The organism is Chryseobacterium sp. CCNWLW53 (genome assembly GCF_037083525.1).
Lineage (GTDB): Bacteria > Bacteroidota > Bacteroidia > Flavobacteriales > Weeksellaceae > Chryseobacterium > Chryseobacterium lathyri.
Genome location: NZ_JBAOJR010000001.1, coordinates 19,455 through 39,674, shown reverse-complemented (window position 1 = coordinate 39,674; position 20,220 = coordinate 19,455). Strand labels below are relative to the sequence as shown.

The 20,220-nt window shown below is 36.5% G+C and carries 25 protein-coding genes and 1 tRNA gene; 17 read left to right on the top strand and 9 right to left on the bottom strand.

Annotation, left to right across the window (positions count from 1 at the left end; all coding sequences use genetic code 11):
* The first annotated feature begins 80 nt into the window (after window positions 1-80).
* Window positions 81-845 (top strand): enoyl-CoA hydratase/isomerase family protein, encoded by a 765-nt coding sequence (locus tag V6R96_RS00190; protein ID WP_336377647.1) that lies wholly within the window; start codon window positions 81-83, stop codon window positions 843-845.
* Window positions 846-904: 59 nt separating this feature from the next.
* Here the strand turns inward: V6R96_RS00190 and V6R96_RS00185 are convergent, their stop codons facing one another.
* Window positions 905-1,417 carry a hypothetical protein gene (locus tag V6R96_RS00185; protein ID WP_336377646.1) on the bottom strand — a complete coding sequence of 171 codons (513 nt, stop codon included), beginning with the start codon at window positions 1,415-1,417 and terminating at the stop codon, window positions 905-907.
* Between the two features lie 168 nt (window positions 1,418-1,585).
* Between V6R96_RS00185 and V6R96_RS00180 the strand changes: the two genes are divergently transcribed.
* The 9 genes from V6R96_RS00180 to V6R96_RS00140 all read left to right on the top strand — a co-directional run bounded on the left by V6R96_RS00180 (window position 1,586) and on the right by V6R96_RS00140 (window position 7,413).
* Window positions 1,586-2,203: a hypothetical protein gene (locus V6R96_RS00180; protein ID WP_336377645.1), complete on the top strand. Its 618-nt coding sequence runs from the start codon at window positions 1,586-1,588 to the stop codon at window positions 2,201-2,203.
* A gap of 60 nt (window positions 2,204-2,263) precedes the next feature.
* The gene (locus V6R96_RS00175) at window positions 2,264-2,554 is read left to right on the top strand and encodes a transcriptional regulator (RefSeq protein WP_223558318.1); all 291 of its coding nucleotides are present in this window, start codon (window positions 2,264-2,266) and stop codon (window positions 2,552-2,554) included.
* Window positions 2,555-2,620: 66 nt separating this feature from the next.
* Window positions 2,621-2,911, top strand: a complete 291-nt coding sequence (locus V6R96_RS00170) for a hypothetical protein (RefSeq protein WP_336377644.1) — start codon at window positions 2,621-2,623, stop codon at window positions 2,909-2,911.
* Window positions 2,912-2,930: 19 nt separating this feature from the next.
* Entirely contained in the window at window positions 2,931-3,770 is an 840-nt protein-coding gene (locus V6R96_RS00165) for a metallophosphoesterase (RefSeq protein WP_336377643.1), read from the top strand.
* A gap of 317 nt (window positions 3,771-4,087) precedes the next feature.
* On the top strand, window positions 4,088-4,573 hold the full coding sequence (locus V6R96_RS00160) for a Coq4 family protein (protein ID WP_111957355.1): 486 nt from the start codon (window positions 4,088-4,090) through the stop codon (window positions 4,571-4,573).
* A 9-nt stretch (window positions 4,574-4,582) separates the two neighbouring features.
* The gene (locus tag V6R96_RS00155; RefSeq protein ID WP_336377642.1) at window positions 4,583-4,879 is read left to right on the top strand and encodes a hypothetical protein; all 297 of its coding nucleotides are present in this window, start codon (window positions 4,583-4,585) and stop codon (window positions 4,877-4,879) included.
* Window positions 4,880-4,923: 44 nt separating this feature from the next.
* On the top strand, window positions 4,924-6,297 hold the full coding sequence (locus V6R96_RS00150) for a DUF4153 domain-containing protein (protein WP_336377641.1): 1,374 nt from the start codon (window positions 4,924-4,926) through the stop codon (window positions 6,295-6,297).
* 5 nt (window positions 6,298-6,302) lie between these two features.
* Window positions 6,303-6,842: a hypothetical protein gene (locus V6R96_RS00145; protein WP_336377640.1), complete on the top strand. Its 540-nt coding sequence runs from the start codon at window positions 6,303-6,305 to the stop codon at window positions 6,840-6,842.
* A 58-nt stretch (window positions 6,843-6,900) separates the two neighbouring features.
* Window positions 6,901-7,413, top strand: a complete 513-nt coding sequence (locus tag V6R96_RS00140; RefSeq protein ID WP_111957363.1) for a hypothetical protein — start codon at window positions 6,901-6,903, stop codon at window positions 7,411-7,413.
* Between the two features lie 81 nt (window positions 7,414-7,494).
* Here V6R96_RS00140 and V6R96_RS00135 read toward each other — a convergent pair whose 3' ends face one another.
* From V6R96_RS00135 to V6R96_RS00120, 4 genes are read right to left on the bottom strand one after another with little or no spacing between them, the layout of a single operon-like run.
* Entirely contained in the window at window positions 7,495-7,887 is a 393-nt protein-coding gene (locus V6R96_RS00135) for an ACT domain-containing protein (protein WP_111957365.1), read from the bottom strand.
* A 32-nt stretch (window positions 7,888-7,919) separates the two neighbouring features.
* Entirely contained in the window at window positions 7,920-9,047 is a 1,128-nt protein-coding gene (locus V6R96_RS00130; protein ID WP_336377639.1) for a serine hydrolase domain-containing protein, read from the bottom strand.
* A gap of 35 nt (window positions 9,048-9,082) precedes the next feature.
* The gene (gene dtd / locus V6R96_RS00125) at window positions 9,083-9,532 is read right to left on the bottom strand and encodes a D-aminoacyl-tRNA deacylase (RefSeq protein WP_336377638.1); all 450 of its coding nucleotides are present in this window, start codon (window positions 9,530-9,532) and stop codon (window positions 9,083-9,085) included.
* Window positions 9,533-9,535: 3 nt separating this feature from the next.
* Window positions 9,536-9,991 (bottom strand): hypothetical protein, encoded by a 456-nt coding sequence (locus V6R96_RS00120; RefSeq protein ID WP_111957371.1) that lies wholly within the window; start codon window positions 9,989-9,991, stop codon window positions 9,536-9,538.
* 110 nt (window positions 9,992-10,101) lie between these two features.
* Here V6R96_RS00120 and greA point away from each other — a divergent pair, with 110 nt between their 5' ends.
* From greA to V6R96_RS00085, 7 genes are all read left to right on the top strand, one after another.
* Window positions 10,102-10,572: a transcription elongation factor GreA gene (gene greA, locus V6R96_RS00115; RefSeq protein ID WP_111957373.1), complete on the top strand. Its 471-nt coding sequence runs from the start codon at window positions 10,102-10,104 to the stop codon at window positions 10,570-10,572.
* Between the two features lie 52 nt (window positions 10,573-10,624).
* Window positions 10,625-11,020, top strand: a complete 396-nt coding sequence (locus V6R96_RS00110; RefSeq protein WP_111957375.1) for an HIT family protein — start codon at window positions 10,625-10,627, stop codon at window positions 11,018-11,020.
* A 59-nt stretch (window positions 11,021-11,079) separates the two neighbouring features.
* Window positions 11,080-12,267, top strand: a complete 1,188-nt coding sequence (gene clpX, locus V6R96_RS00105; RefSeq protein WP_111957377.1) for an ATP-dependent Clp protease ATP-binding subunit ClpX — start codon at window positions 11,080-11,082, stop codon at window positions 12,265-12,267.
* 75 nt (window positions 12,268-12,342) lie between these two features.
* Window positions 12,343-14,277: a T9SS type A sorting domain-containing protein gene (locus V6R96_RS00100; protein ID WP_111957379.1), complete on the top strand. Its 1,935-nt coding sequence runs from the start codon at window positions 12,343-12,345 to the stop codon at window positions 14,275-14,277.
* Between the two features lie 5 nt (window positions 14,278-14,282).
* Entirely contained in the window at window positions 14,283-14,504 is a 222-nt protein-coding gene (locus V6R96_RS00095) for a signal peptidase (RefSeq protein WP_174772331.1), read from the top strand.
* Between the two features lie 61 nt (window positions 14,505-14,565).
* Entirely contained in the window at window positions 14,566-15,858 is a 1,293-nt protein-coding gene (locus tag V6R96_RS00090; protein ID WP_336377637.1) for a TlpA disulfide reductase family protein, read from the top strand.
* Between the two features lie 44 nt (window positions 15,859-15,902).
* Window positions 15,903-15,976 (top strand) — tRNA-Met (locus V6R96_RS00085).
* A 253-nt stretch (window positions 15,977-16,229) separates the two neighbouring features.
* Here V6R96_RS00085 and V6R96_RS00080 read toward each other — a convergent pair.
* The 4 genes from V6R96_RS00080 to V6R96_RS00070 form a co-directional block, all read right to left on the bottom strand.
* A complete protein-coding gene (locus V6R96_RS00080; protein WP_336377636.1) occupies window positions 16,230-17,528 on the bottom strand; it encodes an HlyD family efflux transporter periplasmic adaptor subunit in 1,299 nt (432 codons plus the stop codon).
* Window positions 17,529-17,567: 39 nt separating this feature from the next.
* Window positions 17,568-19,760: a peptidase domain-containing ABC transporter gene (locus V6R96_RS00075; protein WP_223558329.1), complete on the bottom strand. Its 2,193-nt coding sequence runs from the start codon at window positions 19,758-19,760 to the stop codon at window positions 17,568-17,570.
* A gap of 63 nt (window positions 19,761-19,823) precedes the next feature.
* Complete coding sequence (locus V6R96_RS20715) at window positions 19,824-19,907, bottom strand: bacteriocin-like protein (RefSeq protein WP_407934742.1); 84 nt, start codon at window positions 19,905-19,907, stop codon at window positions 19,824-19,826.
* Window positions 19,908-19,947: 40 nt separating this feature from the next.
* A complete protein-coding gene (locus V6R96_RS00070; protein ID WP_223558330.1) occupies window positions 19,948-20,136 on the bottom strand; it encodes a bacteriocin-like protein in 189 nt (62 codons plus the stop codon).
* Window positions 20,137-20,220: the final 84 nt, after the last annotated feature.

The following is a 20,220-nucleotide window of genomic DNA, read 5'->3' as shown; positions in this document are numbered from 1 at the left end:
GGACTAAAAAGAACAGATATAATATATGGGAATGTTTAAGCTGTAATTAGTATTTTTGTAACAATCCAATTAAAATAAAAATGAACGAATTCGTAGTATCAGAAATTAAAAACAGTATCGCCGAAATTACCTTTGGAACCCCAAAAAGCAACTCGCTTCCGGGAACTATTTTAGAAAAGCTGGCCCAAAGCATTCTGGATGAGGGTGCTAAAGAAGAAGTAAAAGCTATTTTAGTAAAAAGTGATGGTGAAAAAGCATTCTGCGCAGGAGCAAGCTTCGATGAGCTTTTAGCTATTGAAGAGCTGCAGGCCTCTACGAAATTTTTCGGTGGATTTGCAAAAGTTCTGAATGCGATGAGAAACTGCGGAAAAATAGTGGTAGTAAGAGTTCAGGGAAAAACAACCGGTGGAGGAGTAGGAATAGCTTGTGGGGCAGATTACTGTTTTGCGACTAAAGATTCAGCTTTAGCGCTTACAGAAATTAATCTGGGAATCGGGCCTTTCGTGATCGGGCCTTACGTAGAAAGAAAAATCGGAAAATCACAGTTCTCTGCAATGGCTATTGATGCAGATTTCAGATCCGCAGAATGGGCAGAGCAGCACAATGTTTATCATTCCGTTTCTGAAAATATTGAAGAAATGGATAGCAAGCTGGAAAAATTTTTACAGACTTTAGCTTCGAGGAGCAGTGAAGCATTAGCATTAATTAAGAAAGTATCCTGGGAAGGTACGGATCATTTCAATGAGCTGATGCCTGCCAGAATTCATATGAGTGCCAGTCTTATTCTTGAAGATTCTGCAAAGAAAAGCATTGAATCTATTAAAGAGAAATTGAGAGTAAAATAATTTTTTGCTTAACATAATATTAAAACCGCTAATCATTTTAGCGGTTTTTTTATAATCATTCACAACTCCCAAATAGAAAGAAGTTTTTTACCGTATTTTAAATACGTAACTTCTACTTTTGTTCCTTTCTGATACCGCGCATAAACTTCTGGGTCAACTTCAAGTCTTATTTTATCATTTTTTGATTTCCCGGCAAAAGTTAAGTATTCGCCATACTCTGTTTTGTCGCGGTTAATAATAATGCTTGTCAATTTATTTTTTCCATGGATTTTATCTTTTTTCCAATTTCGTCTGTCATAGCCGGTTACTAAGAAAGAAATCAGATAAGCGAAACCAAACAGAGCCAATCCTCCGGCGGCAAACAAGATATAATCATAGTATTTGAATTTGCTGAAATTTTCTATACAGAAAATAGGGATTGCCATAGTAAAGAGTGTACAAAAAGCCAGTATTGTTGGTATTAATTTAGCAAGCTTTTTTTGATTTTCTTCAATTTTTTTGATCTCTGCATCACTCAAGGAAATATTTTCCTGTAATTGTATTTGAGAATAGTCTATCAAAATTTCGGTCATAGCAGGTTATTTGTATGTTCATAAAACTTTTGAAGATTCTAATTCAATTCTATTTTCTTAAAGTTAATAATTGTATTGAATTTGCTGAGAAAAAATTATCATTAAAATGTAAAAAAATAATTGGCAGATTAAAAATAAATTATAACTTTGTAATTCAAAGTTCTTTTTATGGATTCGAAAAATTATCACGAAGACTTGTCACATATCCGTTCCATGATGGAGCGGTCTTCCAGATTTATTTCATTGAGCGGACTGTCCGGAGTTTTTGCCGGTTTGGCTGCACTGATTGGTGCAGGATACGTTTATTTTATTTTCCAAAGAGAAGGAATTGATTACTTAGATGGCGACAGAAATTTCTTTAGCCCGGCATTGGTCCGGGAACTTGTAATCGTAGGAATTGTGATTTTATTGACAGCTGTACTCAGCGGATATATTTTCACAGCCAATAAAAGCAAAAAGAAAGGCCTAAAAATCTGGGACAGTACAACCAAACGTTTGCTGTTAACCTTTGCCGTTCCTTTGGTGACGGGTGGGATTTTCTGTCTTGCACTTCTTTTTCATCATCTATTTGTTTGGATAGCGCCGGCTACCTTGATATTTTATGGAATTGCTCTGGTCAGTGCAGAAAGATATACTTTGACGGATATTAAATATTTAGGCTATTGTCAAATTGTTCTGGGATTGATCTCTCTTTTCTTCTTAGGATGGGGGCTTGTATTTTGGGCCATCGGTTTTGGGATTTTACATATTGTGTATGGCCTGATCATGCATAAAAAATATAAATAAAGATTAAATTTGCAGCTTTTGTGGGAACAGCTTCTCTAAAACTGCAGTTAGCGACTTATTATGATAAAGATAAATCAACTCAATAAAGAATTCGAAAGCCGTGTAAGACTGGGGATAATGTCCGTTCTTATGGTCAACGACTGGGTTGATTTTTCAGAAATGAAGGGGCTTTTAGAAATTACAGATGGTAATCTTGCCAGCCACAGCAATGCTTTGGAGAAAGCTGGATATATCGAAGTGAAAAAAGAGTTCGTAGGCAAAAAGCCCAAAACTTCTTATCGTGTTACACAGAACGGAAGACAAGCTTTTAACGAACACCTGGATGCTCTTGAAAAATTATTAGGAAGGTAAAATCCTATATTTTTTTGAAAATTAACTTTGAAATACAAAGTACTTTATATATTTAAAATTAAAAAAATGATGACACAAAAACAAAAAACAATTCTTATTTATGCTACACCAGCGGTTTTATTATGCATTCCATTATTGGGGAATATGTTCTCTGAAGAATTCGACTGGTCACCGGGAGATTTTGTAATCGGTGCTGTTTTGCTTTTTGGAACGGCTTTTATCATCGATTTGATTCAGCGTATCGTTAAAAATAAAACGTATAAAATTCTTTTAGGCGGGGCCGTTCTTATACTGCTGTTGCTTGTCTGGGCAGAATTGGCAGTAGGCATTTTCGGAACTCCTTTCGCCGGAAATTAATTGTACAGAATCTAAAGCGATGACAAGAAAGCATTTTCTCAAGCGGCTTTTTCAGCTTTCAGCAGTGGGAGCGTTCCCTTTTCTGTATTCGTGGCAGGTAGAACCTTTCTGGGTAGAATTTGTTCAGAAAAATTTACCTATAAAGAATCTGCCCGAATCTTTGGAAGGAAAAATACTGATGCAGATATCAGACCTGCATGTCGGAGACCGTTTCGACTGGAATTTCCTGATCGAATCTTTTCAAAAAGCACAAAAGTTTAATCCGGATTTTGTCGTCTACACCGGAGATTTTGTGAATCATGGAACTGCAGAAGAGCAGGAAGATCTGAAAAAAGTAATGAAGAATGCTGTCTACGGAAAGCAGGCAACCTTCGGAATATTGGGAAACCATGACTACGGTAAGAATTGGGATGATATTATCTGCTCAGAAAATATCTGTCAAATTCTCAGGGATTTTGGAATCAGTATGCTTAAAAATAGCAGTGAAGAAAGCCACGAACTGAATTTTATAGGATTTGAAGATCTGTGGTCGCCTAATTTCCATCCGGAGGAAGTGATGAATGATTACGATCCCGCAAAAGCCAATATTATACTCTGCCATAATCCGGATGCCTGCGACAGAGATATATGGAACGGATATCAGGGTTGGATACTAAGTGGCCATACTCATGGAGGACAATGCAGAATTCCGGGCGTTGTCACGCCGGTACTTCCTGTTGAAAATAAAAAGTATATATCAGGGGAAATAGATCTCCAGGATGGAAGGATGCTGTACATCAACCGAGCTATTGGCCATTCTTTCCAGATAAGATTTATGGTACGTCCAGAAATTACCGTCTTTACTTTAACTCAAGCTTAAAATACGATATAGATGAAAGATCATCAAATAATAAACATCGGGAAATATATTTTCGGATTATGCTTTCTGCTAGGAAATATTTGTCTTTTCGGCTATTTAATAACAAAAAATGATGGTTTTGTAGCCTGTGGTTATATGCTCCTAACTTGGGGAACTATTGTAAACCTACTCTTTGTGATTGGATTATTGATTTATGGAATTGCCACCAATCTAAACTTAAAGCTTGTCTCAAAGCTATTGGTCTTCTTCTCATCAATATTCCCTTAGCATACCTTTATGCTTTAATAGGAATTAAGTTAATATTTAAATAATACATTATGAAAAAAGTACGTGTTCAATTTCTGCTTTTTGTCTATGATAAAACCCAGAAACTTTACAGAAAATATTTTAAAAAGAAAAAAAGACAATGGCAGTTCAACGAAGAACAGCTGCTGAAATTTCAGGAAGATTCTCTCGGAAGAAAACTGGGAGAATTCTATAAAAAACATGGGTTTTCAATGATTCCCAAAATGGAAAACCATGATGTACACCATCTGATCACCGGATGCGGAACCCAATTTGAAGACGAGATCGCCATGCAATATCTGCTTCTGGGAAACGGTAAGCTCAATGCCCATCTCCTTGCAGCCGTTGTATTGGGAACATTTATTCTTCCGGAATACATGAAACTATATATGAAAGCATACAGAAAAGGGCAGAGCATGAGACCATTTTATCACTGGGATTTTGAAAGCCTGCTGTGGCAGAATTTCGACCATCTGAAGGATTATATTCAACAGAAGGAAACGCCGGTATTATTTTAAAGATCGATCATGAATAAATTGAAATTCAGTACGCTAGGCAGAAATACTTTTCTGATCTCTTTTTTATCAGGAACTTTATTACTGGTATCTTATCTGATAACGGGTGCAGATTTTCTGGTAATATCCGGATTCTATTTCGTGATCATTGCAGCAGTGGTCAATATCTTTATTCTGTTGTATGAGTTTTTAGAATTCCTGACCAATATTCCTGATAGAAAATCCTCCGGAAATTCTGTACTGCTCCTACTGGTCAATATTCCCGTCACCATTCTCTATATCTGCATCCTCTTTAATTTCGAATTGTAAATTTTTCAATTCTTGAATCTTTAAATTATCAAATCTTTTCCATCATGAAAACACATCATTATATATTTCTTACAGCCGCTTTGTTTGTCATTGTCTTCTATGATCAGGACATGGGACTGAATCTCGGTATTCTGGGTATCATTTATGCATTGCTGACCTGGTATAAAACTCCTGAAAGAAACAGGACCAGAACCTTTCTGATACTTTTCGTTACAAGTATTTTGTCAAGTTTTGCTTTTGCATGGTTCAGAGACTTTCCATCCCTGTTGGCGGTTGTAAGTTCCCTTCTGTTATTAGGCTATCGCTCAAAAAACAGAAAGCTGAAAATACTTTTCCTCATTCCTGTATTTATCATCAACAGCTTTACTGCTCTTTTCCGGTTTTTCAGCTTTGATTCATGGCTGCCGAAAAAGAATATTTCAGGTGTATGGCAGAAAACCTTAGCGTTCATCCTTATTCCTCTATTGTTTATCTCTATATTTTTCGGGATATATTCTGTGGGTAGTGACCATTTTGCGGCTGTCTTCAGAGATTACGAGCTGGATATTAATATATGGCAGGTACTGGTTCTTTCAGTTTTGGGCTTTTTTATTGCTTTCAATTACTGGAACTATGCAGTAGAAAGGTTGATATACAAAAAGAATTCTCTGCTGGATGATAACTTTCCGGATAATTATAAGATACAGAAATCAACGTATTCCTTTCTTGATCTGGATGCAGAGAGAACCAGTGGCGTCATTTCCTTCTTTTGCCTGAATATTTTACTCGTATTTTTTATTATTACTTACAATTATGAGCAGTTTTATGAAATTTCAAAAACTCCCGTTCAGCTTTCAGAAGAGACCCATGAAAGAGTGAATGCTGTGATCATGTCTATCATTATGGCCGTATTGGTGATCATGTTCTATTTTAAATCAGGCTTTAATTTTGATCCTAAAGCTAAGCTGATGAAGCTTCTGGCCAGGATCTGGATCATCCTGAATGCTATTCTTGTATTTTCTGCAGCATTGAAAAACTATGAATATATAATCAGTTATGGGTTTACCTACAAAAGACTCGGCGTGTTTGCTTTTCTCCTGTTAGCACTCATCGGGCTGGCTCTTACCTTCATTAAAATTCAGAAGAAAAAAAGAAATGCGTTCCTGTTCAATACAATGATCTGGTATTTTTATGGAACAATTTTAGCATGCAGTTATGTGAACTGGGGTGGAATTATTACCTCCCAGAATATGAAGCGTAAAGATTTTGCAGTAAACTATCACTTTGAACAAATTAACTTCAGTGAAAGAGGACTGTTGAAATATGCAGAAGAAAAAAATGATCTGCAGCTTAAAAAGAAAGTACTGGAAAAAGCCAAACAAGAAAAATCCAAACCTTTCCTTTCAAAGATCCTTTACTTTGAAACATTAAAAGATTAATTATTATGAAAAAATCCTTATTGTTAATTCCATTGATTATTATTTCATGTAAAAAAGAACCTGCTGTAACAGAAATCCCGGGCAGGGACTCTGCTATAGTCACAGAAATGCCGGACTCTACAGAGAAAAAAGATTCTGCAGCCCTTAGAAAGAAAGATTCAATCATTAACAATGCTCCTGTCACCAAAGAAGTACTGCGTAAAGGCGTGATGAGAAGCGAAAAAGAGGGGCAGATTATAAGAACAGCAGATGCATCGCAGCTCCCTTTCACATTGGGGGAAGAATTTACAAAAGATGGTCAGGAACTGGTTTTAAAACTGACCCATTATGACAAACCTACTATTAAAGCAACAATTTCGACCAATGAAAAAGACTTTAATATAAGATTCAACCAGATTAAGCTCCCAAACGGAGATTATGACGGGCCATTCGGAAGAGAAATCACCTATGAAACCAAAGGCAAAGGCGAAGTATGGCTAATCATAGGCAAAAGTAATATGGCTTCTGGAAATACGAAAGGAGGTTTTAATGTAAGTGTTGAGTAAGATTGACCATTTTGGTATAATTTCTGCAAACTCAATATTAATACTAAAGTTTAAAATTATGAAAAATATATTTTTAATGACAGCGGCAGTTTCAGCAATAGCAGTAAGTTGTGGAACTGTACAGTCACTGGTTCAGAATACATTCCCTTATACAGCCACTGTTTTGGTTTCTACGGGAGTGCCTGCCGACAAAGAAGTGTCCTCTACGGCTACCGCCACCAATGTACAGACTTGGTTTGGAGGAAATAATAATGCGAAAATCAAAGATGTAAGAATCTCCGATGCTAAAATCTCTGTAGCTTCTCCTTCAGGCGGAAACCTGAGTGCGCTTAAATCCGTAAAAGTGTATGTTTCGTCCAATGGAACAGGTGAAAAGCTTATTGCTTCACGTTCCAATATTACAACAGATTCTTCCAGCTTAAATCTGGACCTTAATGATACAGGTTATCTGGATGAGGTAGTAAAAAGCACAGGCCTTACAGTAAGAACAGTGTACGAGCTGAAAAACCAGACAAGTTCAGATATGACACTTAAAATAGCACTTAATTTCAATAGCGTTCCTGCGCAGTAATTTTTTGTGCAAGTAAAATAAGAGGTTGTCTGAAAAAACAGCCTTTTTTTGTTGGCTAATTGTATTTCATATACATCAGATTTATTCTGACAATTTTGTTAGCACTTCAATGGCTTTTTCGGTGTCTTTTTTATTGATGAAAATATGATCATGATAATAAGCGGCTACTACATTACAGCTTATGTTATTTTCAGAGAGAGCCTTTGAAAAAGCAGCCGTTAGTCCTACTGCTTCCAGAGAAGAATGTACAGTCAGTGTTATCCACGACATAATGACAGAATATTCGAGATGTAGCCTGTCTGCAATCTCCTTTTTTATAATAATGGTAAATCCTTCGTCTTCTCTAAAGAACATTTCAACATTCATCAAGTCAAAATTCTCTATATTTTTCAGCGTACAAAAAACATAATCACCGGGATTCTGCTTGGGCTTCATACTTTTTAAAAGCTTTGCCAAATCTTTTTCTCCGTTCATTTTATTCAAATTAAAAGAAAAATAATGAAATTTTAATTAATATACTTCAGTTGCAGAAGCGTTCTCCGGATAGGGCCGGTAATGAATTGATTATTATTGGTGAGCCAGATAATAGAAATATTGCTTTCGGGAATCATGAGGAGATGCGACTTAAAGCCACCCTGATCACCGGCATGTTCTATGACGCTTACGTTTTCTTCTGTTTTTGTATCGGCATAGAAGCCTGTATGTACAAACCAGGTTCCGGTATGATAGGCTGGTTTTTTACCATTCCAGTCAGATGGACTGTATACTGTTTTTGAAGCTTTAATAACGGAGCAGTTAGTAAACCTGCACTCATTAATCGCAGCAATGTATTTTTTCAGGTCATCAATAGAGCTCCAGACCCCTCCGTTTCCGGCAGCAGTAAAAGTAGGGCATTCCCCATAATCATATTCCCGGTAAACTTTATCTTTCAGGATATAGCCATGAGCTACATTTTTATCAGGAAAGCTGCCATCTGTAATACGGCTGGCTTTCATACCGGCTGGCTTAAAAATATTTTGATTGATAAAATGTTGCCATTTCATCCCACTTGTTTTCTCAATCACCATAGCCAGACCATTATAAGCAGGATTTGAATAATTGAATTTTGTTCCCGGCTCAAATTCCAGTGAATCCGCAGACTGTAAAGGCCTGAAATTCTCTTCATCTTTTGCCGTAAGATAAAAAATACTATCCTTATCCACGTTTCTAAGATCAGGAAGTCCCGAAGTATGGGTGAGCAGATGCCGGAGTTTAATTTTAGAGGCCAGTTCTTTATTTTTAAAATTCGGAAAAAATTTCAGCAGATTATCATCCGTTGAAAGCCTGTGTTTCTCCTGAAGCATCAAAATCCCATACGATACAAAAGTCTTGGAGATAGAGCCGAGATTGGAAACCGTTTTACTGGTAAACTTTTCACCTGTCTTTAGGTCTGCCAACCCAAAAGAATTTTCATACAATACCTTATTTCCCTGCTGGATCAGAATAGCACCACCTGGCTCGTCTGCTTTAAACAATTGGGAGAATGCAGAATCGAGTTTTGACTTTAAAAGTTCTTCACGGGTTTGGGCATAGCTGATAAAATTAATACTAACAGTTAAGACAAGACCTGATGTTAATTTAAGATTCGGAAACATGAATTGTAAGGTTTAGTTTTATATGATTTGTTGTTTTAGCTTTTCGTGATAGAATCCATAACAATCGTTACAGGTCCATCATTGATCAGAGAAACCTTCATATCTGCACCGAAAATTCCACTCTCAGTTTTTAATCCTGATTTGGCCAGTTCCTCTTTGAAATAATCAAAAAGAGGAATTGCTTTATCCGGCTTGGCTGCTTTAATGAAAGAAGGACGGTTGCCTTTTTTATAATCTGCAATTAATGTAAACTGGCTGATGCACAGAATTTCTCCCGAAATATCCTTCACAGAAAGATTAAGTTTGTCATCTTCATCACCGAAAATCCTTAAATTTAAGATCTTCTGGACAAGCCACTCCGCATCTGCTTTTTCATCATTTTCATCAATCCCGGTGAGCAGCATCAATCCTTTCTTAATTTCCCCGACAACCTTTCCGTCTACCTTTATATGTGCCTCAGAAACCCTTTGTATAACAACCTTCATTTTCTAGTAATAAATATTTAAAGTTTTGGTGGATGGATCATAATTGTAAGGATATGTTTTAGGAGGCAGGGAAGTTGCAGCTCCTGATTCCGGCTGGCCTGTTCTCAGGATCCAGCGGGTATTGTCTTTGGGACACAGAATACTGATATTATCTTTTACCTCAAGAGTGGTATTAGCATCAGGACAAATATGAGGGGCATTCCGGTCATATGCTTTGAAAGTATCTCCTACACGGACCACAATCAGACCTCTTGTGCTAGACTGTTGTTCATTCACATAAATCCAGCCTCCATCATAGTTGAGGTTGTTATAAGCAGGTAAATTCAGATTTAAGGTTACATTAACTGGATTGTTCGGGAAACAGCTGACAGTATCTTCTCTACTTCCGCAAGAGTTTATAGTTAAAATGCTGAAAATCAGTAAAGTTAAAATAGACAGGATTGAAAAAGTTTTTTTCATTTCAATTTAAATTTTTATATATTTGTAAAAGTTAAACGATTATAACACGTAAAACATTGTCCGGCAAATGTCGGATTATTTTTTTATACCAAACCTAAATTTTGAAAATTATGGCAAGCTATGTAACAAAGGAGGGACAAGAGAAAATGAAAGCTGAGCTGGAACAGTTAGAAACTGTGGAAAGACCAAAAATTACCCAGCAAATCGCAGAAGCAAGAGATAAAGGAGATTTATCTGAAAATGCTGAATATGATGCAGCTAAAGAGGCTCAAGGGATGCTTGAAATGAGAATTTCCAAGCTTAAAGATATTATCGCAACTTCCAAGATCATAGATGAAAGTCAATTAGATACTTCAAAGGTTTCAATCCTTACTACTGTAAAACTTAAAAACAATGCAACCAATCAGGAACAGGTGTTTACATTAGTACCGGATAATGAAAGCGACCTTAAAACAGGAAGAATTTCTGTGAATACACCTATTGCAAAAGGATTACTTGGAAAAGTAATAGGCGAAACGGCAGATATTACATTGCCAAACGGAAACAAACTGTCTTTCGAAGTATTGGAAATCACTCTATAATCTAAGCACAATATCCAGAATAATTCTAATTCTAACATTTAATTTCTAAAAAATGAGCAGTATATTCACAAAGATCATTAATGGTGAAATTCCCTCATACAAAATTGCTGAGGATGACCATTTTATAGCGCTCCTTGATGCAATGCCTTTGGTGAAAGGACACACTTTGGTGATTCCTAAAAAAGAAGTTGATCTGATCTTTGATCTGGAAAGTGAAGAATATAAAAATCTTTGGGGATTTGCCCAGCAGGTCGCTAAAAAAATTAAAAATGCTGTTCCCTGCGTAAGAGTGGGAGTAGCTGTAGTAGGGCTTGAAGTTCCCCATGCGCACATCCATCTTATTCCTTTAAACAAGATGGAAGACATGAACTTCAGAAATGAAAGACTAAAATTAACAGACGAAGAATATAAAGAGATCCAAAACTCAATTATTAATTCTGAAGCATAAAATCGTAAAATCGTAAAAAAGAAATTTTTTACGATTTTCTTTAACATATATTATATAGTATGAACTCAAACCAATGTTCTTTCTGCGGCAGAAAAAGAAATGAAGTACAAATGCTTATTTCCGGGCAGAGTGGCTTTATCTGCGAGAACTGCATCGAACAGGCGCATGTTATTGTAAAAGACAGCGTTTCTAAAACAGGATCTTCTCCTGCAGCAAATATAGACGAACTTAAGAAGCCGAAAGTGATCAAAGAATTCCTTAACCAATATGTGATTGGGCAGGATCAGGCCAAAAAGCAGCTTTCGATCGCAGTATACAACCATTATAAAAGACTGCTTCACGCTCAGGACGAAAACAGGGAAGTAGAGCTGGAAAAATCGAATATCATTATGATAGGTGAAACCGGTACAGGAAAAACTCTTCTGGCAAAAACCATTGCAAGAGAGCTAAACGTTCCTTTCTGTATCGTAGATGCTACTATCCTTACGGAAGCCGGATATGTAGGAGAGGATGTGGAAAGTATCCTTTCAAGACTACTGATGGTTGCAGATTATGATGTGGAAAAGGCTGAAAGAGGAATTGTATTTATTGATGAGATCGATAAAATTGCAAGAAAATCAGACAATCCAAGTATTACAAGAGATGTTTCCGGAGAGGGTGTACAGCAGGGATTGCTGAAGCTTTTAGAAGGGAGTATTGTGAATGTTCCGCCTCAGGGAGGAAGAAAACATCCGGATCAGAAATATATCCAGGTAAATACTCAGAACATTCTGTTTATTGCAGGAGGTGCTTTTGACGGGATTAAAGAGATCATCGAAAGAAGAATGAATAAACAGGCCATAGGCTTCAGTTCAGAAAAAATCAATAAGACTGATGAAGATGAATATGTATTGACGCATATTAACGCAATCGATCTTCGTTCTTTTGGTTTAATTCCTGAACTTTTGGGTAGATTTCCGATCATTACCTACCTTGATAAGCTCACCAAAGAGACGATGATAAGGATCATGAAGGAGCCTAAGAACTCGATCATCAATCAGTTTGTAGAACTCTTCAAAATGGATGGCACGAATTTGGTATTTACGGATGGTGCTATTGAAAAGATCGTAGAAGAGACTATCGAAAAAGGATTGGGAGCCAGAGGCTTAAGAGGAACAACTGAAAAAGTACTGGAAGACTATATGTTTTCAATAGGTGAAGAGAAAGAAATTATATTAACTGAAGATAATATTTTTGTTAATAAATAAAATATTTTTTTTTCTTTAAAAAAAAATCTTACCTTTGCGGGTGAAGATTGTATTAACACACAAATAATTTATACAATGAGAAAAAGTTTATTTGCTATAGGTCTTTTAGCAATTAGTTACTCTGTTCAGGCGCAGATACTATGTCATGTTGACACTAATGCTAATATGTATGTAAGCGAAGGTACCCTAGTTTATAGCGGTGGAGGTGTACAAACAAGAGGCAATGGCCTTTTGGATGTCCATGGAAACGTTATGGTTGTAGGCGTATCTGGAGATGCTTTTAAAACAATTGACGCTGCCGGTGCAGATAAAACCGATGGCGGAAATATTATTTTAAGACTTAATACTCCCACTGCTACTGACGATGTGTCTACTTACGGACAGCTATATGTTGATGGTTTAAGCCAAGGACAGATTACTGGAATTGTAAGTAAGGAATTCAGAACCAAAAAGAATGGTACTGGAAATTATTATCAACAGGTTGGTTTGCCATTCTTTGGTAAAACTATGAGCACTTTATCCACTGAATTGGGTAAAACATTTGGCACTGTAAGAAGAAGCCAAAACGAAATTCTAAAATGGAACAATACTGCAGCTATAGCTGATCATTATCCGGACTTATCCCTTACTACCAGTAATGGTTCTGCGTACTACATGCTTGGATCTAACAATAACAACTTAGATGTAAGTAGTGCTATGCATACTATTAATGGTCGTCCTTATGCGACATTTGCTTCTGCTACAACTCTTCAGAATGCAGGAAATGTTAATTTTGGGACAAATGGTACGGCTATCAATGGATACAACGAAAGATACAATACTTATCTGCAGGATCAGTTTGAAACCACAATTACTCCTTGGACTCTTACTTATGGTAAGAATATTTACCAATTTGGAAACCCTTTCTTAACTAATCTTGATTTATCAAGAATAGGATATTTAGAAAATGGAGGAACCACAGATGGAAATAACATTTCTAATATTTGGGGAGTTAGATATGATCCTGGAACTGTAGTTGTAGGATCACAAGGAAATGCTTACAGTACAGGAGCATTGATTCAGACTTATACTAATCCAGGTGGGGTTCCTGTTGGGGATGTTGGTATGATCATCAAGCCAATGCAGACTTTCGTTCTGAAATTGAGAGATAACACTGCCCAAACATTGGATTTTAATACTCTTAGAAGATTTAACTCAACCGTTAGAGCAGCTGCTACTGATTATAGTGTTACTGCTGCTAAAAATGCTGCAAAAAGCATCGACGGTACGGTAAAACAGCTTGGAGTAATTGGCTTAGATGATTCAGGAAAAGAAGTTGCAAGAACTTATTATGTAGTTTCACCTAATTCTGTTACGGGTCACCAGACTTCTGTAGCAACTACTGTTCAGGCAACTGCAGGAAGTAACATTATCGGTACATTTGAAGAAGCTTTAAATGGGGGTTATGATACAAACTACACATCTAAATATTGGTTATACATTAATGAAGCCAATGAAAGTAACTTTAAAGGTAAGAATGTTAAACTGGTAAATTACGATACCGGTAAAGTAAAATCTTACAAATTTGAAATAAGAGAAAATGGGGAGTTGGTTCCAGCAGGAACTCACTTGCTATCTGCAGGTATCGGCTTTTACTATAAAGCATCAAACGGTACTCTACAACCTGCAACACAGGATGGTATTGCACCTAATGCTGTTGCATCTTATGATTTATATTATGGTGAGCCAAGCAATGTGGTATTAGCCGCAAAAGAAACAGTTGCTACACCTTCAAGAACAATGGTGGTATACAATCCAGAAATTACCAACTACATTGTTAGATTCGATCCAAACTGGAAAAAAGCAGATATTGAAGTTTATGATATGAGCGGTAAACTAGTTATCTCTAAAAAAGCAGTTGATACATCTACGGATTTTGTAATTGAGCTTAATGGAGCAATTAAAAATTCTTATGTTGTAAAAATTGTTTCTGATAAGGGAGAAACTGTTAACACTAAAATCTTAAAATAAATATTATGAAAACTATTAATAAACTAGTACTTGCTCTTTTCTTTTTTGGGACCCTACTGGTCAAGGCGGCTGACGAAATACCGCCAGCACCAGAAGATGGTGGTACCGGCGGGGTAGGACCCGGCGGGGTTGCATCGCCTATTGACATGTATGTTTATCTGCTGTCTATTGTTGCAGTTGTATTTATTATATACTATACAAAGAAATTGAAGAGCCAAAAAGCCTAAAATTTTATTAAAATAACATTAAACTCTCTGATTAGTCAGAGAGTTTTTTTATTTTTACTTTATGAAAAAGATTTATATATTATCTGCAGTATTATCTGCATTTTCTTTGCAGGCTCAGTTTACTGTTACCATTCAGGCTCCTGCAGAATTCAAAGATCAAGATGCCATTCTATATACATTAAACGGATCGAAAGATATAATCGTTACTAAAGAACAGAGCAAGAACAATACATGGACCTTTAAATATCCAAACCATTATATGGGAATGATGAAGGTATATTTTCCGGCTTCAAATAATGCGGTAAACTTTGTTTCGGAAAACAAAAATGTAAGCATTAAAATGGATGTTCAGAATAATAAACTCAAAGATGTTATCTATCTTGATGAAGTTAATGATCTGATGAGCAAACAGCAGGAAGGATCCCAGAAAAAAGAACTTATCCTTCCGGCATTGGCACAGATCAAAGAATATTATAAGGATAATACTGAGTTCGGAAAAGCATTAAAAAGTGAGATAGAAAGACTTGCCGGAATGAGTAGCGGTATTGATGCAGCCCAGCATCCATTCATTTCTTATTATAATACCAACTATAGTAAATTTCTGTCTAGCTCCACAGATCCTGCAAAAAAAGCCAGTCAGGACGATATTGTTAACTTCCTGGATAAATCCAATGACATGCTTGAGTCTTCCTCACTTTTAAGGCCTGTTTTGGTTTCATATCTTAATTCAGGTGGTAATACGAATGTTGCAGGCTCTGTAGATACCCTATTAGACCGTTTAAAGGTTGAAACTCCAAGAGGGCAAACCGTTTTGTCAGAGCTGATTGATATTTTTGATGCCTACGATATGGAAGAGTTCAAAACCAAATATCTTACGCTTGCAAAAAACCTTAAATGCACTATCACTGACAGGCTGGCGACTACTTTAAAATCTAATGCCAATGTTGAAATGGGAGCAACATTTCCCAATGTTAAATTCCAGTCACCGGCTAATACATCTGCAAAATCATTGTATGATGTGAAAGCTGATAAGAAAATAATTGTTTTCTGGTCATCTACATGCTCTCATTGTGAAAGCGAGCTGCCTCAGCTTCTGGCAAAATACAATGATTTAAAAGCAAAGAATATACAGATTATTGGGCTGTCTTTAGATATGGATAAGAATTCTTACACTCAAAAGATTGCTGCATTTCCTTGGATCAATGATTCTGAATTAAGAGGATGGAACAGCAGTTATGTAGATACCTATAACGTACATGCAACTCCTACTTATTTTATTTTAGATGCTAACAATAAGATAATCAATAAGCCAGACCACGTGGGCAATGTTTTGGAATATTTTAAGCTAAAATAATTTTGGTGGTAAACAAATATTTTCTATATTTGCACCACCAAAACGGCGAGGTAGCTCAGTTGGTTAGAGCGCAGGATTCATAACCCTGAGGTCACGGGTTCAATTCCCGTCTTCGCTACAATAAAAGGGAAAGTAATACATATTACTTTCCTTTTTTTATTTTAAATAAAATTCATCATTATATTCTTTTAAGATGAATTAAAACCATTTACTATAAGTTTCCAGTGATTATAAACCAATTCAGTCCCCATGAAGCTTTCCATTATTTTAATTTTATGTCTATTGAGAGCTTAATCCGGATTAATATAGTGTCATAAATAGAAAACCGCAGCTTACAACAGCCGCGGTTTCTTTATATGTAAGAGGGCAAATTAACTTTGGTACCCCAATAATTTTCTGATCTGATAGAAAAATCTTTCAATAAGCCGTAGATCTTGTGTTACGATTTCTGCATTACCTCTGAGTTCTTTATCAAACGTAAGGTTCTTATTATAGCTTGTTTTTAATCCCTTGGGGAGAGTGATATCTACATAGTAATTTCCTTTATCATCAGGAATAAGAGAAATATTCTGTACTTTTCCTTCTACAATACCATATTCCTGAAAACGGTAGTTATCAAGTTTAATCAATACTTTTTGGCCTGTAGTTACCTTTCCTGAGTTAACGGTAGGAACAGACATTCTTCCTACCAGTTTTTCCTTGTTTGTAGGAAGTATGGAAAGGATGGGTTCTGCTACTTTTACAAATTGATTTTCTCCGAAAAACTGTTGAAAACTGGCCATACCATCTGTGGATGATATAACAAGATAATTTTGTTCCCACTGCTTTAAAGATTTACGAAGCTGTTCAAAAAGCTGTAAAGTCTGCGAAGAATATGTTATTTTATCTTTTTCCGTATTGATAGCTGTGCCGCTTTTCGTTTTGTTCAGATTTGAAATTCCCTCATCCATTTGTGAAATGGAAATATTAAGGTTTTCAAGATTTTGTTGTGCCTGAAGATATTTTATTTTTTCATTTTCAAGTTCTACGGAAGCTATCACTCCCTGGTTGAAAAGTTCCTGAGATCTCTGATAGCTTTTTTTTGATAATTCATATTTAGCTAATTCCAGGTTTTTCTGTTGTTTTAAAGTTGCGATTCTTCCCCTGTATTCTGAGATACTTTGATTCGCTGCGATATTTTCTGGAGCATAAGGCTGTAGCCTCGTGAAAAGCTCCTCATCCTGAAAAGCTTTTGCGAAACTATTGTAATCACCCTGCAATTCTCCAAGTTTGAATCTGGATGTCTGTGCAATCGGGAAAGAGCTAAGCTGATTGGGAGCAATAGAATCTACAAGCTTTTTCAGTTCCAAAACATCCTTATAATTTGCTGTGGACTGCATCACCATCAATACATCATTTTTCTTAACCTCCTGATGATCCTTAATAAAGATCTTTTCAATTTTTGAGCTGGTTCTGGCTTCTATCTTTTCAGGCGGATTTTGTGACGTAACAATAACGGGAGCGGAAACAAATTCCGGATATTTGATGATATAGCTCATCACAAGGATGAGCAGAAGTATAACTAATATAATGCTGTTTCCCCAGCGTATCATCCAATGAGGAGGCTGCGTGAGAATGTCCTGAACACTTTCCGAACGAAGTTCAATATTGTCTAAGATGTCTTCTTTCATGTTTCAAAGATAAATTTTCCCTGTGCTTTCAGAGTATTGTTAATTTCCTAATTCAAGCTGATTCTTCACCAGTCTGTAATATTCCCCTTTTAAAGAGACCAATTCGGCATGGTTACCTTCTTCTACCACTTTACCTTTATCCAGAACTATGATTTTGTCGGCATGTTTTACCGTGGATAATCTGTGAGCAATAACGATAGCAGTTTTACCCTTAAAGAACTGTTCAAGATTCTCCATGATCACTTTTTCATTATTGGCATCCAAAGCAGAAGTAGCTTCATCAAAGAAGATAAATTCCGGCGATTTATAAACCGCTCTGGCAATGAAAAGCCTTTGTTTCTGACCACCGCTGACTCCCACACCTTCGTTTCCAATCTTTGTATTATAACTTAACGGAAGGCTTTCAATAAACTCTTTGATATTGGCAATTTCTACAGCTCTTCTTAATTTCTGTTTGTCCACATGATCTTCACCTACCGCAATATTATTGGCTATAGTATCATTGAATACATATCCTTCCTGCATTACCACTCCGCAATGATCTCTCCAAAATCTTGGGGAAATATTTCTTAACTGGGTATTTCCAAGTTTAATTTCTCCCGAATTAGGTTCGTAAAATTTCATCAAAAGCTTCAGAAGTGTGGTTTTACCACTTCCGCTGGCCCCTACAATAGCTGTAGTTTTCTGGTAGGGAATTGTAAGGGTGAGATCTTCAAATACAGGAACATCAGATCCAATGTACCTGAATGATATATTGCTGACATCAATGTCTTTCTCCGGAATTTCACCCGCATACTGTTCATTTTTGTCTTCTTCATCTTCTTTGTCGTGAATCTCACCCAATCTTTCCAATGAGATTTTTGCATCCTGAGTCTGTTTGATAAAATCGATAAGCTGCAATAATGGGCTGTTCAGCTGTCCAATGATATATTGCACCGAGAGCATCATTCCCAAGGTAAGATTGCCACTCAGAACCAGTTTTGCAGAAAGGAAACTTACCAGAATATCTTTCATCTGGTTGATGAAATTTCCTCCTACAGACTGCCATTGTTCCAGAGATAGGGATTTTATCCTGATTTTAAACAGCTTTACCTGTAAAAATTCCCAATCCCAACGCTTCTGCTTTTCCGCGTTATGCATTTTAATCTCCTGCATACCATTGATCAGTTCGATTACTTTACTCTGTTCCTGTGAAACCTGAGAGAATCTTTTATAATCCAGTTCTTTTCTCTTATTAAGAAAGAAACTGATCCATCCAATATATAATGCTGCTCCTACAAGATAAACGATAAAAAGTCTATAATCGTAGAACAACAGTACAATACTGAAGATGATAAGATTGACAAGTGAAAACAGGGTATTTAACGAGGAACTCGTCAAAAGCTGTTCTATTCTGTGGTGGTCATTAATCCTCTGCATAATATCCCCCGTCATTCTCGTATCGAAAAAGCTTATAGGAAGCTTCATCAGCTTGATAAAGAAATCTGAGATGATCGAAATATTAATCCTTGCGGAAAGATGAAGGAGGATCCAGCTTCGGATCACCTCAATACCCATTCTTCCCAGGAATAACATAATTTGAGCAAGAAGCACAACATAAATAAAGTTGAGATCCTGGTTCTGTATTCCGACATCTACGATACTTTGGGTAAGAAACGGAAATATAAGCGAAAGTAAACTTCCAGCCAAAAGACCTACGGCAAGCTGTATAACAAGTGACTTGTACTTAAGCAGGTATTTCGAAAGGAAAGAGAAGCTGGCTTTACTTTCCGTTGTGTCAAACTCTGTCTGAAAAAATGCGGGCGTTGTTTCAAGAATAAGGGCAATACCTTCTTCTGTGTTTTCGTTGGCATTTTCCCCAATCCATAATTTAATAAATTCTTCGCGGGTATAGGTAATCAGTCCGTAACTCGGATCTGAAATATAGACTTTATTATTTTTATCAATTTTATAGACAACAACGAAGTGGTTCTTATTCCAATGGACAATACATGGGAACGGTACTTCTTCTGCAAGGGTATTAAAATCGATCTGGACTCCAAGGGAACGGAATCCTAAGTTTTCGGATGCATCACTCAGCCCCAAAAGGCTGCTTCCTTCACGGGTGGTTTCAGAAAGTGTACGGATCTGCTGCAGAGAGATACTCCTGCCGTAATATTTACTTACTATTCTAAGGCAGGTTGGTCCGCAGTCTTTAGCATCCGGCTGTTTATAAAAGGGAAATTTCTTCAAAATTTATACTCATTATAAAATGTCGCCACATATGACGACATTTTTACTTTATTCATTGTTGTACTAATTAATCATTTGGCTAATCTCTGTGATACCTCCTCGAAGTATTCTCAAGTTTTCTCTTGACAGTTTTTTTAGATTTTTCATATTATTGAACCTTGTTTAAGGTTGAAAGTTATTAACCTGTTTACGGCGTAACATCAATCAATGTAGGGGGAGTACAATAATATGTATTAGGACCAGCTCCGGCTATGGATCTGCATACACCGTTTGCACAGCATTGATCTCCACCACAATTTCCATCCAGAGGACATTGTCTAAGTCCTCCTTTAATGGTTTTTAAGCCCTCTCTTGAGATTTTCTTTAAGCTTTTCATAGGTTACTAAGTTATTTATTTTCCGCTCTTGGAATTCGCTTTTATTTTTTCCTAAGATAGTGAATTTTTCAATTCCGGAAAGAT